Here is a 22,169-nt window from a genome sequence, read left to right on the forward strand (position 1 = left end):
GCGGCCAGCACGCCTGCGGGGCGAGGCGAATCGGGCCCGCCGGTCGGTCTGCCCCGTTGATCGCTCACCCCAACAGATTCTCACAGGCCGTTCTGTGGCACCTACATACCTGCCGTTGACCGGCCGGGGTTGCGAGAAATCTCACGACTGTGCGAGATTTCTCACGGCACCCAGTTACTGACAGGTTGCCAATAGGTGTGGAAGGTTATTCGAATACCACAACGGCAGGAACGGGATCGGCTTCCCAGCCAGTGCACCCGACCCGCAGCGGGCTGCATCACGAACGAGTATCGTTCGTTGAATACCGTGCACATCCACGTTCCCGCCGGGAATCGACTGGGAGAACCGAAATGACTGACCTCGTGGACCGGATGACGTCCTCGCGACTGTCGTCCGAGGCCATGGCACCGAGCAAGCGCGGAACCCGCCTACCCCGGGAGGCGCGCCGTGCCCAGTTGCTCGCCGCGGCCAGCGAGGTTTTCGTGCTCCGCGGCTACCACGCCGCCGGCATGGACGAGATCTCGCAATGCGCCGGCGTCTCCAAACCCGTTCTGTACCAGCACTTTTCGAGCAAGCTCGAACTGTATCTGGCGGTCCTGCAGAACTATATCGACGCCCTGGTGTCGAGCGTGCGCCAGGCGCTGCGGTCGACCACCGACAACCGGCAGCGCGTCCGTGCCGCCGTCGCGGCGTACTTCGACTTCGTCGACCACGAAACCCAGGGTTTCCGACTGGTTTTCGAATCCGACCTGACCAGCGAGCCGCAGGTGCAGCGGCGCGTCGAACAGGCCACCGAAGCCTGTGTGGACGCCGTCTTCGACCTCGTCGCCCACGATTCCGGACTGGACCCCTACCGCGCCCGCATCCTGGCCGTGGGACTCGTGGGCGCCAGCCAGATCACCGCGCGCTACTGGCTCGAGGCGGACCGGCCGATCCCGAAGGAAGAGGCCGTCGACACCACCGTCCAGCTCTGCTGGGGTGGCCTGTCCCGCGTGCCGCTCTCCCAGCGCTGAGCGCTCCCCCGCCTCTCCGCGTACCTTGCGTACAAGTGAGGGCCGCATAGGTTTCTGCCCGGTCCTGCGTTGAGAGCGCATGCGCCTTCTGGGCGTGCCCGGCGAGTTACCCATTGTTCTCCGGAGATCAGGCAGACGTTTCGGCCCCGGCTTGCTTCGACAGCAGGCCGGGGCCTTTCGTTCATCATGCCCGCAGCTACTTCGACCGCGGGCGCCTTCTACACCGCGGCGAAACCCACGCGGCCGCTGGTGGAGGTGCCGATTTCGACGTAGGCCACCTTCGAGGCCTGGATCAGGTACTTGCGACCCTTCTCGTCCTCGAGGGTCAGCACACCACCCGAACCGCTCAGCGCGCCGGATACCAGCGCCTCGACCTCCTCGGGGGTCTGCGAGCTGGCGATCACCAATTCCCGCGGGCTATCCGAAATGCCGATCTTGACCTCCACGGCCAACCTCCTAGAGTCCAGATGGTGTCGCTGCCCAGGCTAGTGCAGCGAGGGGGCCGGCGACGATGCGCCTGCCTGTGCTGTCAGCGAACAGCCGCCGGTCCGGCGGCCGTCGCGGGCGGCTCATCCCAGGCTCAGCACTCGCATCCGCTCGGCATGCGAGTTCTGCATCCGCTCGAACAGCGCCGCCACCCCGTTGAGGTCGCCGGTCGCGGTGAGGACCAGTTCGGTCAGCTCGTCGCGCTGCGCCATGACGTACTGCGCCTGGGTGATGGCCTCGCCGAGCAGCCGGCGGCCCCACAGCGTGAGCCGGTCGCGCTCGGAGCGGCTGACGGTGACCGCCCGGCGCACCTCCTCGATGACGAATTCCGAATGGTGGGTTTCGGCCAGCACGTCGCGCACGACCGCGGCCACCTCCGGCGCCAGCGCATCGGCGAGCACCGCGTAGAAGTCGGCGGCGATACCGTCGCCGACGTAGAACTTCACCATCGACTCGAGCCAGTTCGAGGGATCGGTCGAGGCGTGGTAGTCGTCCAGGGCCCGAACGAACGGCGCCATCGCGTCGAAGACGTCGACGCCGCGGCCCTGCAACGCGCGCTCGAGCGTGGCGAAATGCTCCATCTCGGCGGCCGCCATCTTCGCCACCGCGACCTTGCCCCGCAGCGTGGGCGATAGTTTCGCCTCTTCCGCCAAGCGGTAGAACGCGGAGATCTCACCGTAGGCGAGCACCGCGAACAGGTCGGTGACACCGAGATGGTCGGCGGGGATTCGATGATCGGATTCGGTCGAAACACCCAGCGCGCCAGACGTGTTTGCACCCATGGCCACCACCCTAATAGGTCGACGCCCGGAGGGGGCGGCGGCGCGACGCCGAAAGGAGTTCCCCCACGAGCCGCGCTTCACACCGGGATGTCCGAGCCGACGAATAACTGCTTCCCCGCCACGGCCGGGTCATGCCTGGTCGCCCAGGAATTTCTCCAGGTAGCTCCAGGTGGTGTCGCGAGCGATCAGGATGCCCAGATGACTGCCGGGTGAGGTCTCGTACCGCACCTCGCGGGCGCCGGTCAGCGTCCGCTGCCCGTGCGCCACCGCCGCAGCGGGTGTGATGACGTCGTCGGTCCCGCCCACGAGCAGGACCGGCGCGGTGATCTCCGCCAGCGCGATCGGCCGGGCACCGACGTGCACCACACCCGCACCGATGTCGTTGGCCAGCATGAACCGGCTCCACAGCTGGTTGTAGAAGCGGCCGGGATAGCCGGGCAGCTGCGACTGGAACCGGTCGATGGTCTCCATCCGGGCCAGCGTTGCGGAATCGGTCAGATTGCTCGCCAGAAACAGCGGACGGCGCAATTCCCGGTCCCAAGCCGCGGCCCGGTAGGCGATGCGGGTCAGCGCCGCCGGGACGCCACCGGTCGCGCGGATCAGCGTCGACACGGTGCGCCCGCCGTCGATCCGGGCCAGCGCGCGGACCTGCGGAACACCGTTGACGCGGTTGTAGTCCAGCGGTGCGCCGACCGCGGTGACGGAGCGAATCGGCAGGGTCGCGTCGGCCGCGGCGGTGAGCAGTGACAGCACGCCGCCGAGGGACCAGCCGACCAGATCGACCGGAGCTCCGTCGCGATCGGCCGAGACGCGCCGCACCGCCTCGGGCAGGATGTCGTCGACCCAGTCCTCGAATCCCATGCGGCGGTCGGCGAAGCCGATCTCGCCGTAGTCGACGAGGTAGGGGCGGCGGCCGATCTCCAGCAGGAAGCGGGCCATACTCTGGTCCGGGCGCAGATCGAAGCACACCGCCGGGGCCGCCAGCGGCGGCACCATCAGCACTGCCGTGTCGTCGGCGGGCGGCGGTCCGGCGGGATCGACGTCGAAGCGGCGCAGCAGCCGGTGCGGTTCGTCCCAGAGCACTGTCGAGGGAGTGGGGACGGGCGCTTCGATGCCGTCGCCGAAGGTCAGCGCCCATGCGTTGCGGGCCGCGACGCCCACGGTCTCTGCCAAGCTCACAGCGACCAATTTATCGTGTGACACACCGTCTCACATATGTGGGCTGGACCACGCCGCGCCGGACCTCTCGCGGACCCGGCGAGCGAAAGCCGACATATCGACCTCGCGCCACGCGCCCGCACGCTTGCGCGAAATCACCGTTCCGGCCGACCGCGCAATTTCGCGGGTCACGATGAATTGCCGTGTGCCGCATACGGACCGGAGACCGAGCAGCGGACGGCGACAGCGGGAGCGAGGCGAAGAAAGCTATCACGCTACAATCTTTATGGGCAACGGAAATTTTCGCTCGCACCGCCATATCCCGGCCGGCTAATCGGGACCGGTGGTCGAGGCAGTGCGACAAGGGGTAACCGGGGCCCGCCGAAAATGTGCGCGCACCAGATCCGCGACCCCTTTGCGCCGCGCTCGGACAGCGATCCGGGTGGCGAGAGTGCAGGTGGAACCCGCCGGAAATGTGGTGGCCGGAAATCCGGTCCCAATCCACCCTCGTGCGCGCTGGATGCGACAAACACGAGGAAGGCACGAATCCTGAGCAAGATCACCGTCGAACAAGAACCCGGGTTGGCGGACACGCTGCTGACAGCGGAACTCGACTCCACCCACACCACTCCGACATTCGCCGAATTGGGCGTTCGCCCCGAAATCGTGCGCGCTCTCGGCGAGATCGGAATCGAACACACTTTCGCCATCCAGGAGCTGACTCTCCCTCTCGCGCTGGCCGGCGACGATCTGATCGGCCAGGCCCGCACCGGTATGGGCAAGACCTTCGGATTCGGCGTACCGCTGCTGCACCGAATTTCCACCGCGAATTCCGGCACCACGGCATTGGACGGCACCCCCCGCGCACTGGTCATCGTGCCGACGCGGGAACTGTGTGTCCAGGTCACCCAGGATCTGGAGAATGCCGGTAAATATCTGAGCAATCAGCAGGGACGCCTGCGCGTCACCTCGATCTACGGCGGCCGTCCCTACGACGCGCAGATCGCCGCGCTGCGCGAGGGCGTCGACGTGGTCGTCGGCACCCCCGGCCGCCTGCTGGATCTGGCCGAGCAGCAGCATCTGATTCTCGGCAAGGTCGGCGTCCTCGTGCTCGACGAGGCCGACGAAATGCTCGACCTCGGCTTCCTGCCCGATATCGAGCGCATTCTGTCGATGGTTCCCGAACAGCGTCAGACGATGCTGTTCTCGGCGACCATGCCGGGACCGATCATCACGCTGGCCCGCACATTCCTGCACAAGCCCACCCATATCCGGGCCGAGGAACCCTCCGATTCCGCGGTGCACGATCGCACCGCGCAATTCGTCTACCGCGCGCACGCGCTGGACAAGAGCGAATTGGTCGCGCGGATCCTGCAGGCCGAGGGGCGCGGCGCGACCATGATCTTCACCCGCACCAAGCGCACCGCCCAGAAGGTGGCCGACGATCTGGCCGACCGCGGTTTCGCCGTCGGCGCGGTACACGGCGATCTGGGCCAGATCGCGCGCGAGAAGGCGCTGGACAAATTCCGCAAGGGCAAGATCGACGTGCTGGTCGCGACCGATGTCGCCGCCCGCGGTATCGATATCGACGACGTCACCCACGTCGTGAACTATCAGTGCCCGGAGGACGAGAAGACCTACGTGCACCGCATCGGCCGCACCGGCCGGGCCGGGCGCACGGGTGTCGCGGTCACGCTGGTCGACTGGGACGAGCTGCATCGCTGGGAGAGCATCAATTCCGCGCTGGGCCTGGGCATTCCCGAGCCGGTGGAAACCTACTCGCGCTCCGAGCACCTGCGCAGCGATCTCGGCATTCCGGAGAACGCGACCGGCACCGTGCGGCGCGCCCCCGCGCGCGAACCGGATGCGGTCGTGGAAGAGCGGGAGGCACGCCAGCCGCGCAAGCGCAACCGGCGCCGCACCCGCGGCGGCAAGGCGGTCGACGCGGCCGAGGGCACCACGGCCGAGTCGGCAGAGTCGGCGACGGACACCGCGGAAAGTGCTGCGGGGCAATCGGTTTCGGCCGAACAGCCCGCGAGCGACGCGGCCGAGGGCGACAAGCCGGCACGGCGTCGTCGCCGTCGGCGTCGTAAGCCCGCCGCGGAGGGCGGCGAGACTACCGGCGGTGATGCCTCGGCAGCCGAGTCCGGTGGTACGGCAACGGGTGGGGATCAGACTGCCGCATCGGCCTAGTCGCTGGATCGGTTAGTCTCGCTGACGTGCTCGCACCCGAGCGGCGGACGCGCGCCGACCTCTATGCCGCAGTCGCGATCGCCGTTGTCGTGGCGATCGCGGCGGTTGTCGTGTGGTCGACGAGCGACGCCCGCGGCACCGAATCCGATCCCGCGGCACATCCGGCTTCGGTGGCGCCGACGGCCGATCGGCTGCCGGACGCCCTCACCGAGCGGTGGCACGCCCCGGACGGCGTCGCCGCGCGGGCGCTGACCTCGAGCGGCGTCGCCGTCACCGGTGACGGCGGCACCGTCCGCGGCCTCGATGCCGCCACCGGGCGCGAGCTCTGGAAATATCAGCGCGATCTGCCGCTGTGCGCGCTGGAGAGCCAATTCGCCACGGTGATCGCCACCTATCGCGATCCGCGCGGTTGCAGCCAGACCACGATGCTCGGCGCGGAGGACGGGCGGCGGCGCACCGCGCGCAGCAGCTATATGGACTCGCAGGTCCGGTTGTCGACCGACGGCACCTACGTGCTGGCCCAGGGACCGCGCCGGCTGGAGGTGTGGCGGTCGGATCTGGTCCGCACGCTCGAATACGGCTACGTCGACGCGCAGGTGAACCCGCACACCCAGCCCCGGCGCGACTGCACGCTGCTGTCGGCGGCCTCGGGCGGCAGCCGCCTGGCCGTGCTCGAACGCTGCCCCGACGACGCCGCGGACCGGCTGACGGTGCTGAATCCGGCGCCCAAGGACGCCTCCGCTCCGGAGGAGTACGGTTCGCACGTCTTGACCGAACCCGGAGCGGCGGCCGGCAACGCCCGCGTGGTAGCGGTCGCGGACAATCGGATCGCGCTGTATCTTCCCGGAACCGATACCGCCCCACCGGAATTCGCGATCTACGATGCCAACGCGAATTCGCTTGCGGTGCATCGTCTTTCCGCGCCGATCGCCGACAACAGCACGGTCACCCGGCTCGGCTCGGCGTATTTCGTGTTCACCGGCAACAGCGTGATCGCTTTGAGCGCGAGCACCTTCGAGCCGCTGTGGACCGCACCGGACGCCCTGGGCGCACCGGCGATGATGGCGGGCAACGTCCTGGTGCCGGTGGCCGACGGTATCGCGGCGCTCGATCCGGGCAGCGGCGCCCAGCAGAAGCGGATCCCGTTGCGGCGCAGCGACTATCACGGGGAGCCGATTTCGCTGGCCGTGAGCGGTCCGGTGGTGCTGGAGTTGCGGGGCGGCCGGCTCTACGGAACCAGCTGAGCCCACGCCTCGATCCGTCCGCCCGGCCGCTCGCGCGGTGCGGCATGATCGAAATCATGAGTGCATCGGACAGGGACTATCGGCTGGTGCTGCTGCGGCACGGCGAGACCGCGTGGTCGGCGGCGCGCAAACACACCGGGCGCACCGATATCGCGCTCACCGAACGCGGCGAAGCGCAGGCACAGGCCGCCGGGAAGGTCGTGGCGGGACTCGGCCTGAGCGATCCGCTGGTACTGACCAGCCCGAAGCAGCGCGCCGTGCGCAGCGCCGAACTGGCCGGGCTGCCCGATCCGCGAATCGACGACGACCTGGTCGAATGGGATTACGGCGACTACGAGGGCCTGACCACCCCGCAGATCCGCGAAACCGCGCCCGGCTGGACGGTCTTCACCGGCGACGTCCCGGGCGGTGAATCCGCCGATGCGGTCGGCGCGCGGGCCGACCGGGTGCTGGAATCGGTCGCGCCCGCGCTGCGGATGCGCGATGTGGTGCTGGTCGGGCACGGGCATTTCTCCCGGGTGCTGATCGCGCGCTGGGCGGGGTTCGCGGCCCGGGAGGGACGGCGATTCTTCCTGTCGACCGCCGCGATCAGCGTGCTGGGCCACGATCACCAGGCCGCGACGATTCTGGCGCACAACATCGTGCCGCCCGAGGCGAGCCGAGAATCCGACACCAAGGCGAGCCGAGAATCCGATACCGAGGCGAGCCGAGAATCCGACACCGAGGCGAGCCGATGATTCGCCGCGCCACGCCCGAGGATGTGCCCGCCCTCATCGACCTCGTCTACGACCTCGCCGACTACGAGAAGGCGCGCGAACAGTGTGCCTTGACGGCCGCCGACCTGCACTCCGCCCTGTTCGGTCCGGCGCCGGCGCTGTTCGCCCATGTCGCGACCGTCGATGGGCGGGTCGCCGGATGCGCGATCTGGTTTCTGAACTATTCGACCTGGACCGGTAAGCACGGCATCTACCTGGAGGATCTGTACGTCCGGCCGGAGGCGCGCGGACGCGGCCTGGGCACGGCGCTGCTCGCCGAACTGGCCCGCGCGGCCGTGGCCAACGGGTACACCCGGGTGGATTGGTCGGTGCTGGACTGGAATACGCCCTCGATCGAGTTCTACCGCGGGCTGGGTGCGGTGGCCCAGGACGAGTGGACCGGGTTCCGGCTCGCGGGTGACGCGCTGGCTCGGCTCGCCGATTCCGGAGAATTCTGAGAATTCCGCGCGCCGGTGTCGATTCCGCGGCGGGGTGCGCGTCGAAGAGTTGAATGGCTCGAAAGGCGGGCCACCCACTCGGAGGACGAAACCATGTCGCAATATCTGATCCTCATCTACCAGGACGAGCGTGCCGTGGCCGAACCGGAGTCCGGCAGCGCGATGCTCGACAGTCACCGGCAGTTCGGCGAGGCCCACGCGGCGGCGCTGCGCGGCGGAAACGCCTTGCACCACAGTCACACCGCCACCAGTGTGCGGCCGGACGGCGCCGGTGACTTCGTGATCACCGACGGCCCGTTCGCCGAGACCAAGGAGCAGCTCGGCGGCTACTACCTGATCGAGGCCGAGGACCTCGACGCCGCGATCGCCATCGCCCGCCGCGTGCCGATGAGCTCCGGGGGCGTGGAAGTGCGCCCGGTCCTCGAATTGAGCTGAGCCGCACCGTGCTCGACGACCACTCCCCCGGTCCCGCCCGCACCGACCGCTCCACCGACCGGGTCGCCGCGGCGGTGGCCGACGCGCATCGCCGGGAGTGGGCGTTCGTACTGGCGGCGACCGTGCGGGTGACCCACGACCTCGAGCTCGCCGAGGAATGCGTGCAGGACGCGTACGCGCAGGCGCTGGTGCGATGGGCCGCGGACGGGATTCCGTCCCGGCCCGCGGCCTGGCTGACCACGGTGGCGCGCAATCGCGCACTGGATCTGCTGCGCCGGCAGTCCACCGCGCGCCGGGCGTTGCCGTTGCTGATCGCGGACGAAAAAACCACCGGGACAACCGATTTCGATGCCGTCGATCCGTACGATCCGCAGTTCCCCGACGACCGCCTGCGACTGATCTGCACCTGCTGCCATCCGGCGCTGGCCCCGCAGACCCAGGTCGCGCTCACCCTGCGTCTGGTCTGCGGGCTCACCACCGCCGAGGTGGCGCGCGCTTTCCTGGTGGCCGAGCCGACGATGGCCGCGCGGATCACCCGCGCCAAGAAGAAGATCGCCGCGGCCCGGATTCCCTACCGAATACCGGGACCGGCCGAACTGCCCGAGCGCATCGAGGCCGTGCTGGCGGTCGTGCATCTGCTGTTCACCACCGGGCACACCGCACCGTCGGGCGACGACCTCATCCGCCGCGATCTGACCGAACGCGCCCTCGATCTGGCGCGGATGCTGCACGGTCTGCTGCCCGAGGACCCGGAGATCGCGGGCCTGCTCGCGCTGCTGCTGCTCACCGACGCCCGCCGTGCGGCGCGGGTGACGCCCGGCGGCGCCATGGTCGCGCTGGCCGATCAGGACCGCGCGCGCTGGGATCGGGAGGAGATCACCCAGGGCATCGCGCTGGTGCGCTTCGCGCTGGAACGGCGGCCGGGCCGCTACGCGCTGCAGGCCGCGATCGCCGCCGTGCACGCCGAGGCACCCAGCTACGCCGCCACCGACTGGCAGGAGATCCGCGGACTCTACGACGTGCTGATCCGGATCTGGCCGTCGCCGGTGGTGGCGCTCAATCGAGCCGTCGCGATCGGGATGGCGGGCGATCCGGCCGCCGGGTACGCCGCACTCGACACCCTGGCCGCCGAACCGCAGCTGGCCGGGTACAGCTACCTCCCCGCCGCGCGCGCCCACTTCCTCACCGAACTCGGGCGGTTCGACGAGGCCCGGCTCGCCTACTCCGAGGCCCTGCTGCTGACCGAGAACGCCGCCGAGCGCGACTTTCTCGACCGCCGCCTGGCCGAGCTCGACCGACGCGCGTCCGGCCGCCACAACGGCCGCTGAGGCGCCGTTTCGCGCGGTCGCGGGCATAGGGTGGACCGATGGATGTGACCGTTCGTCCCGTGACGGAATCGGAAGTGCCCGAACTGGCCCGCGTGCTGGGTCTGGCGTTCGACGACGATCCGATCATGCGGTGGTGCATACCCGCCGAACGCTCCCGGCCCGCCCGCGCGGCGACCATGTTCGGCGTGCTGATCCGGCATCTGTACCTGCGGCACGGGGCGGTGGACGCGGCCTTCGATCCGTCGGGCCGGATCGTCGGGGGCGCGGTGTGGTCGCCGCCCGGGCAGTGGAATTCCTCGGACGCCGATCAGCTGCGGATGCTGCCCGCGCTGGCGCGGGCGTTCCGGCTGCGGCTGCTCGCCGCCGGGCGGATGTCGGATCGGATGAGCAAGGCGCATCCGCACGAACCGCACTGGTATCTCGCCATCGTCGGCACCGATCCGGCGGTCCGCGGCAAGGGGTACGGGCACGCCCTGCTGGCGCCGCGGCTGGCGCACTGTGACGAAACCGGCGCGCCCGCGTATCTGGAATCCAGCAAATTCGCCAATATCGCCTATTACGAGCGCTACGGCTTCGATCTGCGCGGCGAACTCGACGTCACCGGCGGCGGACCGCTGCTGTGGCCGATGTGGCGTCAGTCCGCGACGTCGTAGGCCTGGGCCATCCAGCGCACCGACGGCGGCGAGAAGATCAGGCCGAGGGTGACGAGAGCGAGCAGCCCGACCGGAATGCCCAGTTCGAACCGATGCGAGCTGAGCATGTACCAGGCGGCGGGCAGCAGCAGGACCTGCGCGATCACCACGATGGCCCGGCCCCAGCGCTTTCCGCGCAGCAGGCCGATACCGGCGGCCAGCACCGCGCCGGCCAGGATGACGAACCAGGCGGCGGTGCCGTAGGCCGATTTCGCGGAGGTGTCGGCCGAGGTGATGCCCTGCACCAGGAGCACGATCGCGATGATCACCCCGATCAGGCCCTCGAGCGTGGCCAGCGCACCCGCGCCGCGCACGGTGCCCGGAGTCGGGTCGGCCGCGCCGCCGGTGGTGCCGCCGGTGCTCTCACTGTCCGCGTTCTGCTTCGCCACTCGCCCAGCGTAGAACCGCGCGAACCGGGCCTCGCACGCGTGGTCACCTCCGCGGCGGGATTCGGCGGCGATCGCTCAGTAGGCTGCTCAGGGTGCGGACGCTGTTGATCGTGAATCCGAATGCCACCTCGACCACTCCGGCCACGCGGGATCTGCTCGCCCACGCGCTGGAGAGCCGCACCCAGCTCATCGTGGCGCATACCCAGCATCGTGGTCACGCCGCCGAATTGGCGCAGTGGGCCACCGATGCCGAGATGGACCTGATCGTGGTGCACGGCGGCGACGGCACGGTCAACGAGACCGTCAACGGATTCCTCCCGCTGCCGGAACCGGGCACATCGGCCCCGCCGGAACCGGGCACATCGGCACGGCCGCAATCAGGCGCGTCCGCATCGGCCCCCGCCGGCGCCGTGGAATCGGCCGCCGCGCGACGAGCGGGCACCTGGATCCCGCGGTTGGGCGTGATCCCGGGCGGTTCGGCGAACGTGTTCGCGCGTTCGCTGGGTATCGAAGCGGATCCGGTGGCCGCGACGAATCAGCTCATCGACCTGCTCTCACTCGACGGCGGCGACGCCCATGCCGGCGATCGCCGGATCGGCCTGATGGTCGCCGACGGTCGCTGGTGCGCGTTCAGCGCGGGCGTCGGGTTGGACGCCGACGTGTGCGAGGCGATCGATCGCAGCCGCGCAGCGGGTCATGCCGCGACACCGGCCCGGTATCTGCGCACCACGGTCCGGCAATTCTTCCGGGCCAAGCGGCGCGAGCCCGCGATCACCGTGCGTGTGCCCGGCCACGATCCGGTGCCGGGCGTGCATTACGCCTTCGTGACGAACACCAGTCCGTGGACTTATCTGGACAGCACTCCGGTGCGCACCAATCCGGGGACGACGTTCGAACGCGGGCTCGGTGTGTTTGCGATGCGGACCATGGGGGTATTGCCGACACTGTCGGTCGCCAGGCAACTCCTGGCGTCCGATGGAGATCCGAAGGCCCGCAATTTGTTTCGCGTCGACGATGTAGCTTCGGTGCGAATCGAGGCCGACGACGAGGTCGGCTTGCAAATCGATGGCGACTTCATCGGCCGCCGCAACGTGGTGGATTTCACCTCGGTGCCGGAAGTGCTCGAAGTGGTCGCTCCCGAGCCGGATTCCGCCCGACACAACTGAGAAACCTCGCAGTTGCGCTGCGGAAACCAGCACAAGCGAGTACAAAGGACTCCGCAGGCCCGGCTTTTCAGGGCTTTAGAGCGTGAGCTTCCCCACGGTGCACCCGAAGGCTATTGACATCTACGGTGTTCGTGAAAGCATTCACAAGCAACCGTGCGGAAACATTCGAGACGCACAAGTGAACGGACCACAAACCAGCGGCGCCTTACGGCGCCCATGCAAAGGAGCAGAGGAATGGACTGGCGCCACAAGGCCATCTGTCGCGACGAGGACCCCGAGCTGTTCTTCCCGGTGGGTAACAGTGGTCCGGCGCTCGCGCAGATTGCCGATGCCAAGCTGGTCTGCGCCCGCTGCCCCGTGACCGCCGACTGCCTGTCCTGGGCCCTGTCCTCCGGACAGGATGCCGGCGTGTGGGGTGGTATGAGCGAAGACGAACGCCGGGCGCTGAAGCGGCGCAACGCCCGCACCCGCACTCGCAGCGTCGTCTGAGACGCGCGGCGTTACCGGCCCGTAGTAACCGCACAGCCCGACCGGTAACGCATTTCGGCCCGGCACCGGAAAGGTGCCGGGCTTCACTGTTTTTGTTGCCGGATTGTTTTCCCGCGCTATTTCACATAACCGTTCGACGGCGATTCGGACTTATCCGATTTCCGCGACTCGCATGTGCGCGAGGCGCTGTTTCAGCGCGCGTTGCGGCGACCCAGCGGCACCCGCAGCACGGCGTCGGTGCCGATATCGGCGCCGGGATGCAAACCGATCGAACCGCCGAGTTCCGCCGTCACCAGAGTGCGCACGATCTGCAATCCCAGCCGATCGGAACCCTCAAGGCTGAATCCCTCCGGCAACCCGCGTCCGTCGTCGCTGATGATGACATCCAGCCACCGCGCCGAACGCTCGGAACGTATTGTGACAGTGCCGTTTTCGCCCGCATCGAAGGCATGCTCGATGGCGTTCTGCACCAATTCGGTCAGCACCATCACCAACGGGGTCGCGCGTTCGGCCGAGAAAACTCCCAGCGAACCGTCGCGGCGGACCTTGATGCGCGCGGTGTGCACGGTCGCCACATCGGCCATGATCGGCAGCAGGCGATCGACCACCTCGTCGAGGTCGACCTCCTCGTCCACCGACATCGACAGCATTTCGTGCACGGAGGCGATGGAGGTGACGCGGCGCACCGACTCGGTGAGCGCCACCCGGGCCTCTTCGTTCTCGGTGCGCCGGGCCTGCAGGCGCAGCAGTGCGGCGACGGTCTGCAGGTTGTTCTTCACCCGATGATGGATCTCGCGGATGGTGGCGTCCTTGGACAGCAGCGCCCGGTCGCGGCGCTTGACCTCCGTGACGTCGCGGACCAGCACCGCGGCCCCCGCCAGTTCACCGTGCGGGCGCAGCACCAGCGTGCGCAGCAGTACCGTCGCGCCGCGGGCCTCGACCTCCATCCGGCGGCCCGATTTGCCGGCCAGGGCGGCCTGGATGTCGCTGACGACCTCCTGCGCGTCGAACGGATCGGTGATCAGCGAGCGGGTCGATTGGGCCAGATCCTGTCCGGCCAACTCGCTCTGCAGGCCCATGCGGTGATACGCCGACAGCGCGTTCGGGCTGGCGTAGACGACCAGGCCGGCGGTGTCGAGGCGGATGAAGCCGTCCCCGGCGCGCGGGCTGGAATGTGAGCCGGTGCGGTCCTCCAGGGTGGGGAAGGTCCCGTCGGCGATCATCTGACACAGATCGTCGGCGCAGCTCATATACGCGTGCTCGAGGCTGCCACGGACCTTCGAGCGCTCCATTTCGGTATCGCGGCCGAGCACGGCGATGACGTCGGTGCCGCAGCGCACCGGAATACCCTCGCGGATGACCCGCCCCGGAGTGGGGTGGTAGACGCCGGTGGATTCGCCGTCGCCCTCGACCCGCACGATCTCCCCCGAACTCAGGGCCTGGAAAATCTGCGGATGTTCCTGACGCGACGCCAGCGATCCGACCAGATCGTCGGGCTGGACCGTCGGGGCGGTCGTGGGCCGGCATTGGGCGACGCAGACCACGTCGGCCCCGTCGGTCACCGGACCGATCCCGACCCACAGTTGCAGATCGGCGAACGACAGGTCGGCCAGCAGCTGCCAATCCCCCACCACGCGCTGCAGATGATCCACCGCCGCACCGGGGAGATCGGTGTGTTCGGCGAGCAGATCACTAAGAGTGGACACGGGAACAAAGGCTACGGCACCGGCCCGCGAGCCGAAGTCGTGTCGCGGCGGAAGCTACGAGATGACGGCGATCAGATCGCCCTTCTGCAGGACGTCGCCCGGTTTCACATTGATCGAGGCGACGGTGCCGTCCGCCTCGGCCACCACCGGGATCTCCATCTTCATCGATTCCAGCAGCACCAGGGTGTCGCCTTCGCGCACCGCCGCGCCCTCGTGCGCGACGATCTGGAAGACGGTGGACACCATCTCCGCGAGCACTTCCTCAGCCATGACACCCTTCCGGTCGATCGGCCCGTATCCGCTGACGGTACAGCCAACCACATCCGTACCGAGAGCGTTCGATCGCTCGAAAGATACCGGGCCGTAGGCGCTGTCGCGCCGGTTATGCGGTGGTGCTCACCTTGACCCAGGTGTTGTTGACCGCGGCCGTGCCGGACAACGGGTCGACCAGTGCCGGGTCGTGGAGGAGGTTGACGTTGGCGCCCGGGAGGGAGGCGGCGACCCGCCAGCCGACGCCGGGTTCGCGGTGGCCCCAGCCGTGCGGAATCGCGACCGTGCCCGGGCGGATATCGTCGCCGACTTCCAGGGTCACCACGATGGAACCGCTCGGCGAGGTGACGGTGACCGGTTCGCCGTCGGCCAGCCCGCGCGCACCGGCGTCGGCCGGATGCATGAGGACGGTGCAGCGATCGCGGCCCTTCACCATGGCCGGGACGTTGTGCAGCCACGAATTGTTGCTGCGCAGATGGCGACGGCCGATCAGGCGCAGATCGAATCCGTCGGCTCCGGCGGGCGGCGTCGCCGGCAGGTCGGCGAGCAGTTTCGCCACCTCGGTGCGGAAATCCTCCGGCGCCAACCGGACCTTGCGGTCGCGGGTGCCGATCAGCGTGCGCAGGCGCGGGCGCAGCGGTCCGAGATCGATGCCGCCCGCTGAGGCGCGCAGCTTGGTGACGGTCAGGCCCGCACGGCCGCGGCGCAGCACGCCGTACGGACCGGCCGCGATGCCCAGAGCGGCCAGCCGCACCGGCGAGAGGCGTTCGAACATCGCGTTCAGCATCCTGCCGGTGAGCCGTCGCGCCGGCAGCGGCACCACCTCGGTGACCAGCCGCGCCATGATCTGCCAATCCTCGAGGCCGTCGGCCGGCGGCTCGAACACCTTGGCGTCGTAGCGCAGATTGTTGCGCACACTGAACACCGGGAACAGCAGGTTGACGTCCTCACGCTCGAGCTGGGACACCGGCGGCAGGATGATGTCGGCGTGCCGGGTGGTCTCGGTGACGTACATGTCCACGGCCACAAAGAAATCCAGCGATTCCAGCGCCGCGTCCAGACGCCCGCGCTGCGGCGTCGACAGCACCGGATTGCCGGCATAGGTGACCATCGCCCGGATCTGCCCGCGGCCCTCGGTGAGAATCTCGTCGGCCAGCGCCGCCACCGGCAGTTCGGAACGGAAGGATTTGTAGCGGCCCGAGCGGTCGGTCCACGCGCCGTGGCCCATCGGCAGGTATTTGCCGTAGCGGGCGGCGTCGACCGGCGCGGTCGCGAACATCTGCCCGCCCGCCCGGTCCAGATTGCCGGTCACCGCGTTGATCGTGTTCACCAGCCAGTGCGTGAGTGTGCCGGTCACCTGCTGGCATACGCCGATCCGCGCGTAGAGCACGGCCGAACGGGCCGCGGCATGGTCGCGGGCGAATCCGCGAATGGTCTCGGCGTCGACACCGGCATGCGGGGCCGCCAGTTCGGGCGTGCACTGCGCGACGGTCTCGCGCAGTTCGTCCCAGCCCGAACAGCGCGCACGCACGGCCCGCTCGTCGCACAGCTTCTCGTCGATCAGCACATTGAGCACGGCCAGCAGCAGATAGACGTCCCCGCCCGGGACGACCGCGATGTGCTGGTCGGCCAGTCGTGCGGTCTCGGTGCGGCGCGGATCGACCACCACGACCGTGCCGCCGCGCTCACGCACCCGCTTGATGCGCTGCTTGGCATTCGGCATGGTCGTCACCGACCCGTTCGACACCGCCGGATTCGCACCCAGGATCACCAGCCGGTCGGTGCGGTCGATATCGGCGACCGGCATCAGGACATTGGATCCGAACATCCGCCAGGCCGCGAACTCCTGCGGTAACTGATCGATCGAGGAGGCGGAGAAGAAGTTGCGGGTCGCCAGCGCGACCCGCAGCAGCACGCCGTACAACACCGAAGAACTGTGTGCCGCAGGGTTTCCCAGATACATCCCGATGGCGCTCGGACCGTGCTCGGATCGGATCCGGCGCAGCCGCTGCCCGATCTCGCGGAAGGCTTCGTCCCAGCCGATCGGCTCGAACCGATCGCCGACGCGGCGTACCGGCGTGCGGAGCCGATCCGGGTCGTGGTGCAACGCTCCCATCGCCGTGGCCTTGGGACAGATATATCCCTCGGACAGCACATCGTCGGCATTTCCCTCGATCCGGACGACGCGGTCGCCTTCGACGGTGACCCGGATTCCGCAGTGCGCCTCACACAGGGTGCACTGCCGAGAAACAATGCGAGTATCCATGGCACATCCTCTCACGCGGGGCATCTCGCAGCGTACCGGCGCCCGCGGCCTCGGTACAGCCCAGCCGGATCGGCCGTTACCGCCCGCGGATTTCGTAGAGCAGGGTGCGGCCGTCACGGACGACCGTACGCACGGACTGCCGGTAGGTCGTGTGGCCGCCGTCGGGCCGATGCTCCTCGATATCCACATCGAACAGATCCGGCTCGCGCGTGGTGATGTGAACGCAGTACGTGGTCCCGGGCGGGATCACCGTGTCGATCGCCTGCTGCAGACCGGCGGCGGCGGCGACGTTGACGGTGTCCGGGGCAACGAAGGCCTGGGCCCGCTCACCGCTGCGCTCGGTGTAATACGAATACTCGAATCCCAGAATGGAATTCGGCCCGTCGGTGATGCCGCCGGCGCCGTTGCCGACGACGATGCCGTCGTGCGACTCGGCCGGGCACGCCGGAGTCTGCGGCGGGGCCGGGACGGATGTTTCGGCGAACCCGGCCGGGGCCGAGGTCGTCGCGGTCGCGACCGCGGCGGCGGTACCCGGCTCCTTGCGCGCGACCGTCACCGCCAGCGCGATTCCGCCACCGGCCAGCGCCAGCACGACGACGGCGGCCGCGGCGGCGATCCACCACTTGCGCCGACGGGGCCGGCGCGGCGGCCGGGTGGAGGGAGCCAGTGCGAGCTGGATGGCATCGGGATCGATCGCCCATTCCGGCGACTCCGGCGGCCGCCGCACTATTCGCGGCGGCGATGCCGCTGGACGCGAATCGCGAAGCGGGGGCGGCTGCGGCGGACGGGGCGGCGTAAACCAATCGGCCGAGCCGACCGGTGGGCCGAACGGTTGCGGCACGGGTCCGGGCGGCCGGTTGGATTCAGAACTCATCACATCCCTCACGCCCGCTGCTGTCCCGCGGGGAAGACGATGCCAGCACTTGCCCCGGCACACAACCGGAAGCCGCTCCCAGCACTGGGAGGTACTCCTTGCCATGCACGGGCGACCTTGGCTACGGAGAGTCATCGGAGGCTCTCGCGGCAATCACGCGGAGAACGCATCGGCCGGAGCCCAAGTAATACGAATCAGCTATTACTATCCGGAATCGATGCTTCGCCGTCACCGGTCCGGCATGACCACTCAGGATCGCCCTCTCTCCCGCGCACTCCGAAATTCCCCCATTCATCGCGGCGTTTTATGTCTTTTTCGACCGTCGCGTATTTTCGCGCCAGATTTCCGTACCGCCATCGCGGCATCGGTCGCCGCGACTGTAGACTCCGCCGCAGAAAGAATTGTGCGGACATATTCTCTCCCGCCTGCACAATATCCGGTCAGGAGTAATCATGACGACGAAAACGGTCCGCCACGCGAGCTGGGGTCTCCACGTCACCGCCGAACAACTGACGCCGCGTGATGCGGTATTCGTCTACGACGAGTTCGAGCGGCATCCGTCGAATATCGTCGCCGCCTATGTCTTCGCCGGTGGGGCGGAACCGGAAGGCCGGTCGGTGAGCCGGGCCCAGGTGCGGGCCTGGATGCGGGAGCGGCTCGGTTACGCATCACTGTTCCACCGCCGCTTGGAACGGGTAGCGGGCGATGTCGACCTGCCGTACTGGGTTCCCGACCCCGGCTTCGACATCGATCATCACGTGACGATCGAGGAGCGCGCGTCATGGTCCTGGAACGAGGTGCGCGGCCACCTGGCCGAGATCGCCGCGGCCCGGATGGATCTCACCCGGCCGCCGTGGGAACTGCACCTCTTCGATGGTGTGCGCGGTTTTCCCGGGACCGCCGATCCGGTGACGATCGTGGTGCTGAAGTTCCATCACAGCGTCGGCGACGGGGTGGCCACCCGCGAACTCGAACGGAAACTGTTCGGCACCGCGGACACTCATCCTCCGCTTCCCACGACCGTTCGCCGCTGGTCGCGGCCGGGCGCGCTGGTGCGGGCCGCCGCCGTTACGCCGTATCGGTTCACACGTTTCGTCTCCGGCGTGGCCCGCACGCGGGCGGCGGCACGCACGGTTGCAGCCAAGGCGGCGGAAAACCTACTCCGCGAACCGATTCCGCTGCGGCCCGCCACGCGCTTCAATCGCCGCATCGGCACGACGCCCGTCTTCGATCTGGTCACCCTGCCGCTCGCACAGGTCAGAGCGGCGAAAGCGGCCTCCGCCGAGCGCATTACGGTCAACGACCTGCTGCTGTCCGTCGTCTCGGGCGCGCTGTCGGGCTATCTCGCCGAGCAGGGCGAAACGCCGTCCGCATCGCTCGGTGCGATGGTGCCGATCTCGATGCGCGGGCTCGCGCAGTGGAATTCGGCGAACCAGCTGTGCCAGATGTCGGTGGACCTGCACACCGATCTCGCCGATCCACTGGAACGCCTGTCCGCCATCCGGAACTCCGCGCGGGCGGAGAAGCGGCGCTGGGCCGACCCGGCGGTCATCGCCCGCGAGGGCCGCATGCAGACCTCACCCGCCTGGCTCTTACGCCTGGCCGGATGGGCCCGCGCGCAGCGGGTTTTCGATGAGGTCGACACGGTGCCGCTGTCCAACACCACCGTCAGCAATGTGCCTCCGGTCGCGGACCGGCTGGAATTTCTCGGCGCACCGGTGCTCAGCGTCTTCGGTGTGCTCCCGATCATGGACGGCGACGGGCTGCGGCATCTGATCACGTCTCAGGGCGAGCAGGTGGTGATCGCGGTCAGCTCCGATTCCGATATGCTCCCGGACCCGGCGCGGTACGGCGAACTGCTGCTGCGCTCGTTCCGGGAGCTGAGTGAGCGGCTCGCCGCACAACGGTGACGGACCGCGCGGCGGCGGGCGGAGCGGCTCAGTTCGCGCCGATCGCCGCCGCCATCATCGGCCACGATTTGTGCAGGTCGTCCTGCCAATAGCCCCATGAGTGGGTGCCCGCCGGATGGAAGTTGTAGGTGATGTCCGTGCGTCCGAGTTCCCGGGTGCGCTCGGCGAGTTTGGTCGTACAGTAGTTCGCCGCCGATTCGATACCGCCGCCGAGCAGGACCTGATTGGCCAGCACCTCGGTGTTCGCGCGCACGCTCGGGTCGGCGAGACTGTCGTGCCGGCCGGGGAGCCCGCTCGCGCTGGAGATGTACATCGGAATCCGCGGCAGCCGGTCGGCGTGCAGATACGGATCGTGCGCCTTCCAGCCCTCACCGCCGACCGGTCCCCACATATTCGTCGCATCGCCCTTGCCCAGGCCGATCACCAGGCTGACGAACGACTGACCGAGCGGATCGCTGGTCATCGCGCAACCGCTGTACGCCGAGACGCTCCGATAGAGCGCCGGGGCCTCGATCGCCAGATCCAGCACCGAGGTACCGGCCATCGAGATGCCGGCCAGCGCATTGGCGCCGGTGGTGCCGAAGGCCGAATCGATCACGGGCGGTAGCTCGTCGGTGAGGAAGGTGGCCCACTTGTTCCGGCCGTTGTTCTTCAGTTTCTTCGCCAGGCCCGGGTCGTCGCGCTCCCAGTCGGTGTAGTAACTGAACGCGCCCTCCATCGGGATCACCACGTTGACGTGCTCGTCGGCGAAGAAGTCCGCGGCATCGGTCTGCGCCAGCCAGGTCGCGGCGTCCTCGCCACCGCCGGCGCCGTTGAGCAGATACAGCGTCGGCGCCGGGGTGCGGGAGTCCTTCGCGGGCAACACTTGCAGCGGGATATCGCGATCCATCGCCGGCGAATGGACGCTGATCCGGACTACACGCCCGGGGCCCGGGGTTTCACCGACGATATGCGCCGCCGGAGCGGCCGAGCCGATCGGCGCGACCGACGTCCACAGCAGGGCGGCCGCACCGAGATATGCCATCAACCAGGCGATCCCGCGCACCGTGCCGGTCCTCTTACCGCTCGACACCACTACCACCTCTACACAGCACTGTGGGGGCGCACCCGGTTCGAGTGAGCCCCCACCATCGACGACTGGATTATTTTCCGGCGGCCGGGGTGCCACCGCTGAGGGTGATGAGCGCATTCACGATGGTGGTTCCGACCGAACCGGCGCTCTGCGTGCCCATTCCCAGAATATCGATGAGCGATCCCATACTTTTCTCCTAAATATCCGTGCCTCGAGCTGCCGCGCGCAACTCGATGAATACGAGCGGTTTCGTCGAATTACTTGACGATGCTTCCGAGCGAACCGAGGAAGGTTTCCCACAACCCGTCACCCGCAACTGCGGAACCCAGGGCCGGAATCAACGCGGTAAGCAAGTCGCCCATCGAACCCATCGATGAATCTCCTTTGTGAGCGTGTTCAATCGCCTCTCAGCCGCCGGAATCACGCCTGAGAGTTATCGGTCACGGCCGGTACCGGTTAGTGACCGAGGCAACATATCAAGCGTCCACTTTTCAAGCAAGCGCCTCCTCTAAAACAGGGAGCCGCTTCGCATCTGCTTTTTAGCTAGTTCCTAGCAACTTCCGTACGGAATCGGTTACCTCGAACCGGACCGGAGTCCGCCACGCGCACCGCACCTCGCTCGGCGAGTTGCCTTGCTCGACAACACGTTTCACTTCCGATCGGAAGTTTCAGCTTTCGAGGAGCCGGGTAAAGGTTGGTGCACGCACGACACCGCTCGACGGTCTCGCCCGGTCCGCGAGACCCTTCGTTTTGCTAGGAAATTTTTTTTCGGAACCCGCCGGAGTCCCGCCACCCCCCGGGAATCGGGCTCACAACGCCGCTCGAGACCGGCGATCCCGGCCGCGCGGATGGTGTGCGATGATCTTGTCGAACGGCTCGGACGGTCGGCCGCTTCCTCGTCGCGGCAACCGAAGTTGTTCTCTCCCTAGGCTTTTCCTGGTCAATAGACCGAGTGCTGGTGCTCGACCCTCACCGATGCCTGCCCGGCCGACCGCTGTCTGCAGCTGCGCCGTCGCTCTGGGTTTGCCACGCCGTTACGCCGTGTCGATTCGTCATGTCGCCGGCCGTCCCACGGCGCCGCATCGGCCGCACGTCGGATTTCGATCGAACGTCGAAAGGACTTTGGCACGTGACATATTCGGATTCGGTGCAGGCCGCGGACGCGATCCTCGAACTGACCGACGATTTCTACCAGGACCCGCACGCGGTCTACCGGGAGCTCCGGGCCCGCGGCCCGATCCACCGCATCCGGCTGGACGGGGTGCTGGGCTGGTTGGTGGTCGATCACGACGTCGCCAAACAGGCCTTCCTCGAGCCCGGCATCAGCAAGAGGATCGGGTCGCCGGAGGGGCAGGCCGTACTCGCGCAGAACGGCGCGGTCGACCAGTTCAACGGCGCGATCAACGACAACATGCTCTTCGCGGACCCGCCCCAGCACACCCGCCTGCGCAAGCTCGTGACCAAGGCCTTCACCGGCCGCGCC

The 22,169-nt window shown here is 68.2% G+C and carries 20 protein-coding genes and 1 pseudogene; 12 read left to right on the forward strand and 9 right to left on the reverse strand.

Annotated features, from left to right (window positions below; translation table 11 throughout):
• Positions 1–350: 350 nt before the first annotated feature.
• The gene (fasR, locus tag RJ03_RS19435; protein WP_030515992.1) at positions 351–1,013 is read left to right on the forward strand and encodes an HTH-type transcriptional activator FasR; all 663 of its coding nucleotides are present in this window, start codon (positions 351–353) and stop codon (positions 1,011–1,013) included.
• A gap of 218 nt (positions 1,014–1,231) precedes the next feature.
• Here fasR and RJ03_RS19440 read toward each other — a convergent pair whose 3' ends face one another.
• The 3 genes from RJ03_RS19440 to RJ03_RS19450 all read right to left on the reverse strand — a co-directional run bounded on the left by RJ03_RS19440 (position 1,232) and on the right by RJ03_RS19450 (position 3,460).
• The gene (locus RJ03_RS19440) at positions 1,232–1,459 is read right to left on the reverse strand and encodes a DUF3107 domain-containing protein (RefSeq protein ID WP_036504454.1); all 228 of its coding nucleotides are present in this window, start codon (positions 1,457–1,459) and stop codon (positions 1,232–1,234) included.
• Positions 1,460–1,582: 123 nt separating this feature from the next.
• The gene (locus RJ03_RS19445; protein WP_036504456.1) at positions 1,583–2,281 is read right to left on the reverse strand and encodes a ferritin-like fold-containing protein; all 699 of its coding nucleotides are present in this window, start codon (positions 2,279–2,281) and stop codon (positions 1,583–1,585) included.
• A gap of 129 nt (positions 2,282–2,410) precedes the next feature.
• A complete protein-coding gene (locus RJ03_RS19450; RefSeq protein ID WP_036504484.1) occupies positions 2,411–3,460 on the reverse strand; it encodes an alpha/beta fold hydrolase in 1,050 nt (349 codons plus the stop codon).
• Between the two features lie 561 nt (positions 3,461–4,021).
• On the opposite strand from RJ03_RS19450, the gene RJ03_RS19455 reads away from it, so the two are divergent.
• The 7 genes from RJ03_RS19455 (at position 4,022) to RJ03_RS19485 (ending at position 10,505) form a co-directional block, all read left to right on the forward strand.
• Entirely contained in the window at positions 4,022–5,632 is a 1,611-nt protein-coding gene (locus tag RJ03_RS19455; RefSeq protein WP_245552327.1) for a DEAD/DEAH box helicase, read from the forward strand.
• Positions 5,633–5,658: 26 nt separating this feature from the next.
• Positions 5,659–6,876, forward strand: a complete 1,218-nt coding sequence (locus tag RJ03_RS19460; protein WP_036504459.1) for an Rv3212 family protein — start codon at positions 5,659–5,661, stop codon at positions 6,874–6,876.
• A gap of 56 nt (positions 6,877–6,932) precedes the next feature.
• Positions 6,933–7,613 (forward strand): acid phosphatase, encoded by a 681-nt coding sequence (locus tag RJ03_RS19465; RefSeq protein WP_245552328.1) that lies wholly within the window; start codon positions 6,933–6,935, stop codon positions 7,611–7,613.
• A complete protein-coding gene (locus RJ03_RS19470) occupies positions 7,610–8,089 on the forward strand; it encodes a GNAT family N-acetyltransferase (protein WP_036504461.1) in 480 nt (159 codons plus the stop codon). The genes RJ03_RS19465 and RJ03_RS19470 overlap by 4 nt, the downstream gene beginning before the upstream one ends.
• Positions 8,090–8,182: 93 nt before the next feature.
• Complete coding sequence (locus tag RJ03_RS19475) at positions 8,183–8,524, forward strand: YciI family protein (RefSeq protein ID WP_036504463.1); 342 nt, start codon at positions 8,183–8,185, stop codon at positions 8,522–8,524.
• Positions 8,525–8,532: 8 nt separating this feature from the next.
• Positions 8,533–9,852, forward strand: coding sequence for an RNA polymerase sigma factor (locus tag RJ03_RS19480; RefSeq protein ID WP_051024885.1), 1,320 nt, complete (start codon positions 8,533–8,535; stop codon positions 9,850–9,852).
• A gap of 59 nt (positions 9,853–9,911) precedes the next feature.
• The gene (locus RJ03_RS19485; RefSeq protein ID WP_245552329.1) at positions 9,912–10,505 is read left to right on the forward strand and encodes a GNAT family N-acetyltransferase; all 594 of its coding nucleotides are present in this window, start codon (positions 9,912–9,914) and stop codon (positions 10,503–10,505) included.
• Here the strand turns inward: RJ03_RS19485 and RJ03_RS19490 are convergent.
• Complete coding sequence (locus RJ03_RS19490; RefSeq protein ID WP_245552330.1) at positions 10,487–10,933, reverse strand: hypothetical protein; 447 nt, start codon at positions 10,931–10,933, stop codon at positions 10,487–10,489. The two genes, RJ03_RS19485 and RJ03_RS19490, sit on opposite strands and share 19 nt — an antisense overlap.
• A 92-nt stretch (positions 10,934–11,025) precedes the next feature.
• On the opposite strand from RJ03_RS19490, the gene RJ03_RS19495 reads away from it, so the two are divergent.
• A complete protein-coding gene (locus tag RJ03_RS19495) occupies positions 11,026–12,099 on the forward strand; it encodes a diacylglycerol/lipid kinase family protein (RefSeq protein ID WP_036504465.1) in 1,074 nt (357 codons plus the stop codon).
• A 234-nt stretch (positions 12,100–12,333) separates the two neighbouring features.
• Entirely contained in the window at positions 12,334–12,588 is a 255-nt protein-coding gene (locus RJ03_RS19500) for a WhiB family transcriptional regulator (RefSeq protein ID WP_030516005.1), read from the forward strand.
• 191 nt (positions 12,589–12,779) lie between these two features.
• On the opposite strand, the gene RJ03_RS19505 is transcribed toward RJ03_RS19500, so the two are convergent.
• From RJ03_RS19505 to RJ03_RS19520, 4 genes are all read right to left on the reverse strand, one after another.
• On the reverse strand, positions 12,780–14,294 hold the full coding sequence (locus RJ03_RS19505; RefSeq protein WP_036504467.1) for a sensor histidine kinase: 1,515 nt from the start codon (positions 14,292–14,294) through the stop codon (positions 12,780–12,782).
• Positions 14,295–14,348: 54 nt separating this feature from the next.
• A complete protein-coding gene (locus RJ03_RS19510; RefSeq protein WP_036504493.1) occupies positions 14,349–14,564 on the reverse strand; it encodes a biotin/lipoyl-binding carrier protein in 216 nt (71 codons plus the stop codon).
• Positions 14,565–14,676: 112 nt separating this feature from the next.
• Positions 14,677–16,830: a molybdopterin oxidoreductase family protein gene (locus RJ03_RS19515; RefSeq protein WP_036504468.1), complete on the reverse strand. Its 2,154-nt coding sequence runs from the start codon at positions 16,828–16,830 to the stop codon at positions 14,677–14,679.
• A gap of 76 nt (positions 16,831–16,906) precedes the next feature.
• Positions 16,907–17,704, reverse strand: coding sequence for a DUF8176 domain-containing protein (locus RJ03_RS19520; protein ID WP_157163457.1), 798 nt, complete (start codon positions 17,702–17,704; stop codon positions 16,907–16,909).
• A gap of 452 nt (positions 17,705–18,156) precedes the next feature.
• On the opposite strand from RJ03_RS19520, the gene RJ03_RS19525 reads away from it, so the two are divergent.
• Positions 18,157–19,614, forward strand: coding sequence for a wax ester/triacylglycerol synthase family O-acyltransferase (locus tag RJ03_RS19525; protein WP_051024887.1), 1,458 nt, complete (start codon positions 18,157–18,159; stop codon positions 19,612–19,614).
• Between the two features lie 28 nt (positions 19,615–19,642).
• Here the strand turns inward: RJ03_RS19525 and RJ03_RS19530 are convergent, their stop codons facing one another.
• Positions 19,643–20,638, reverse strand: a complete 996-nt coding sequence (locus tag RJ03_RS19530) for an alpha/beta hydrolase (RefSeq protein ID WP_083871141.1) — start codon at positions 20,636–20,638, stop codon at positions 19,643–19,645.
• A gap of 1,177 nt (positions 20,639–21,815) precedes the next feature.
• Between RJ03_RS19530 and RJ03_RS19535 the strand changes: the two are divergent.
• Positions 21,816–22,169 (forward strand): annotated as a pseudogene (locus RJ03_RS19535) (hypothetical protein); the annotation flags it as partial.

The organism is Nocardia aobensis NBRC 100429, from assembly GCF_000308375.1.
GTDB classification, from domain to species: domain Bacteria; phylum Actinomycetota; class Actinomycetes; order Mycobacteriales; family Mycobacteriaceae; genus Nocardia; species Nocardia aobensis.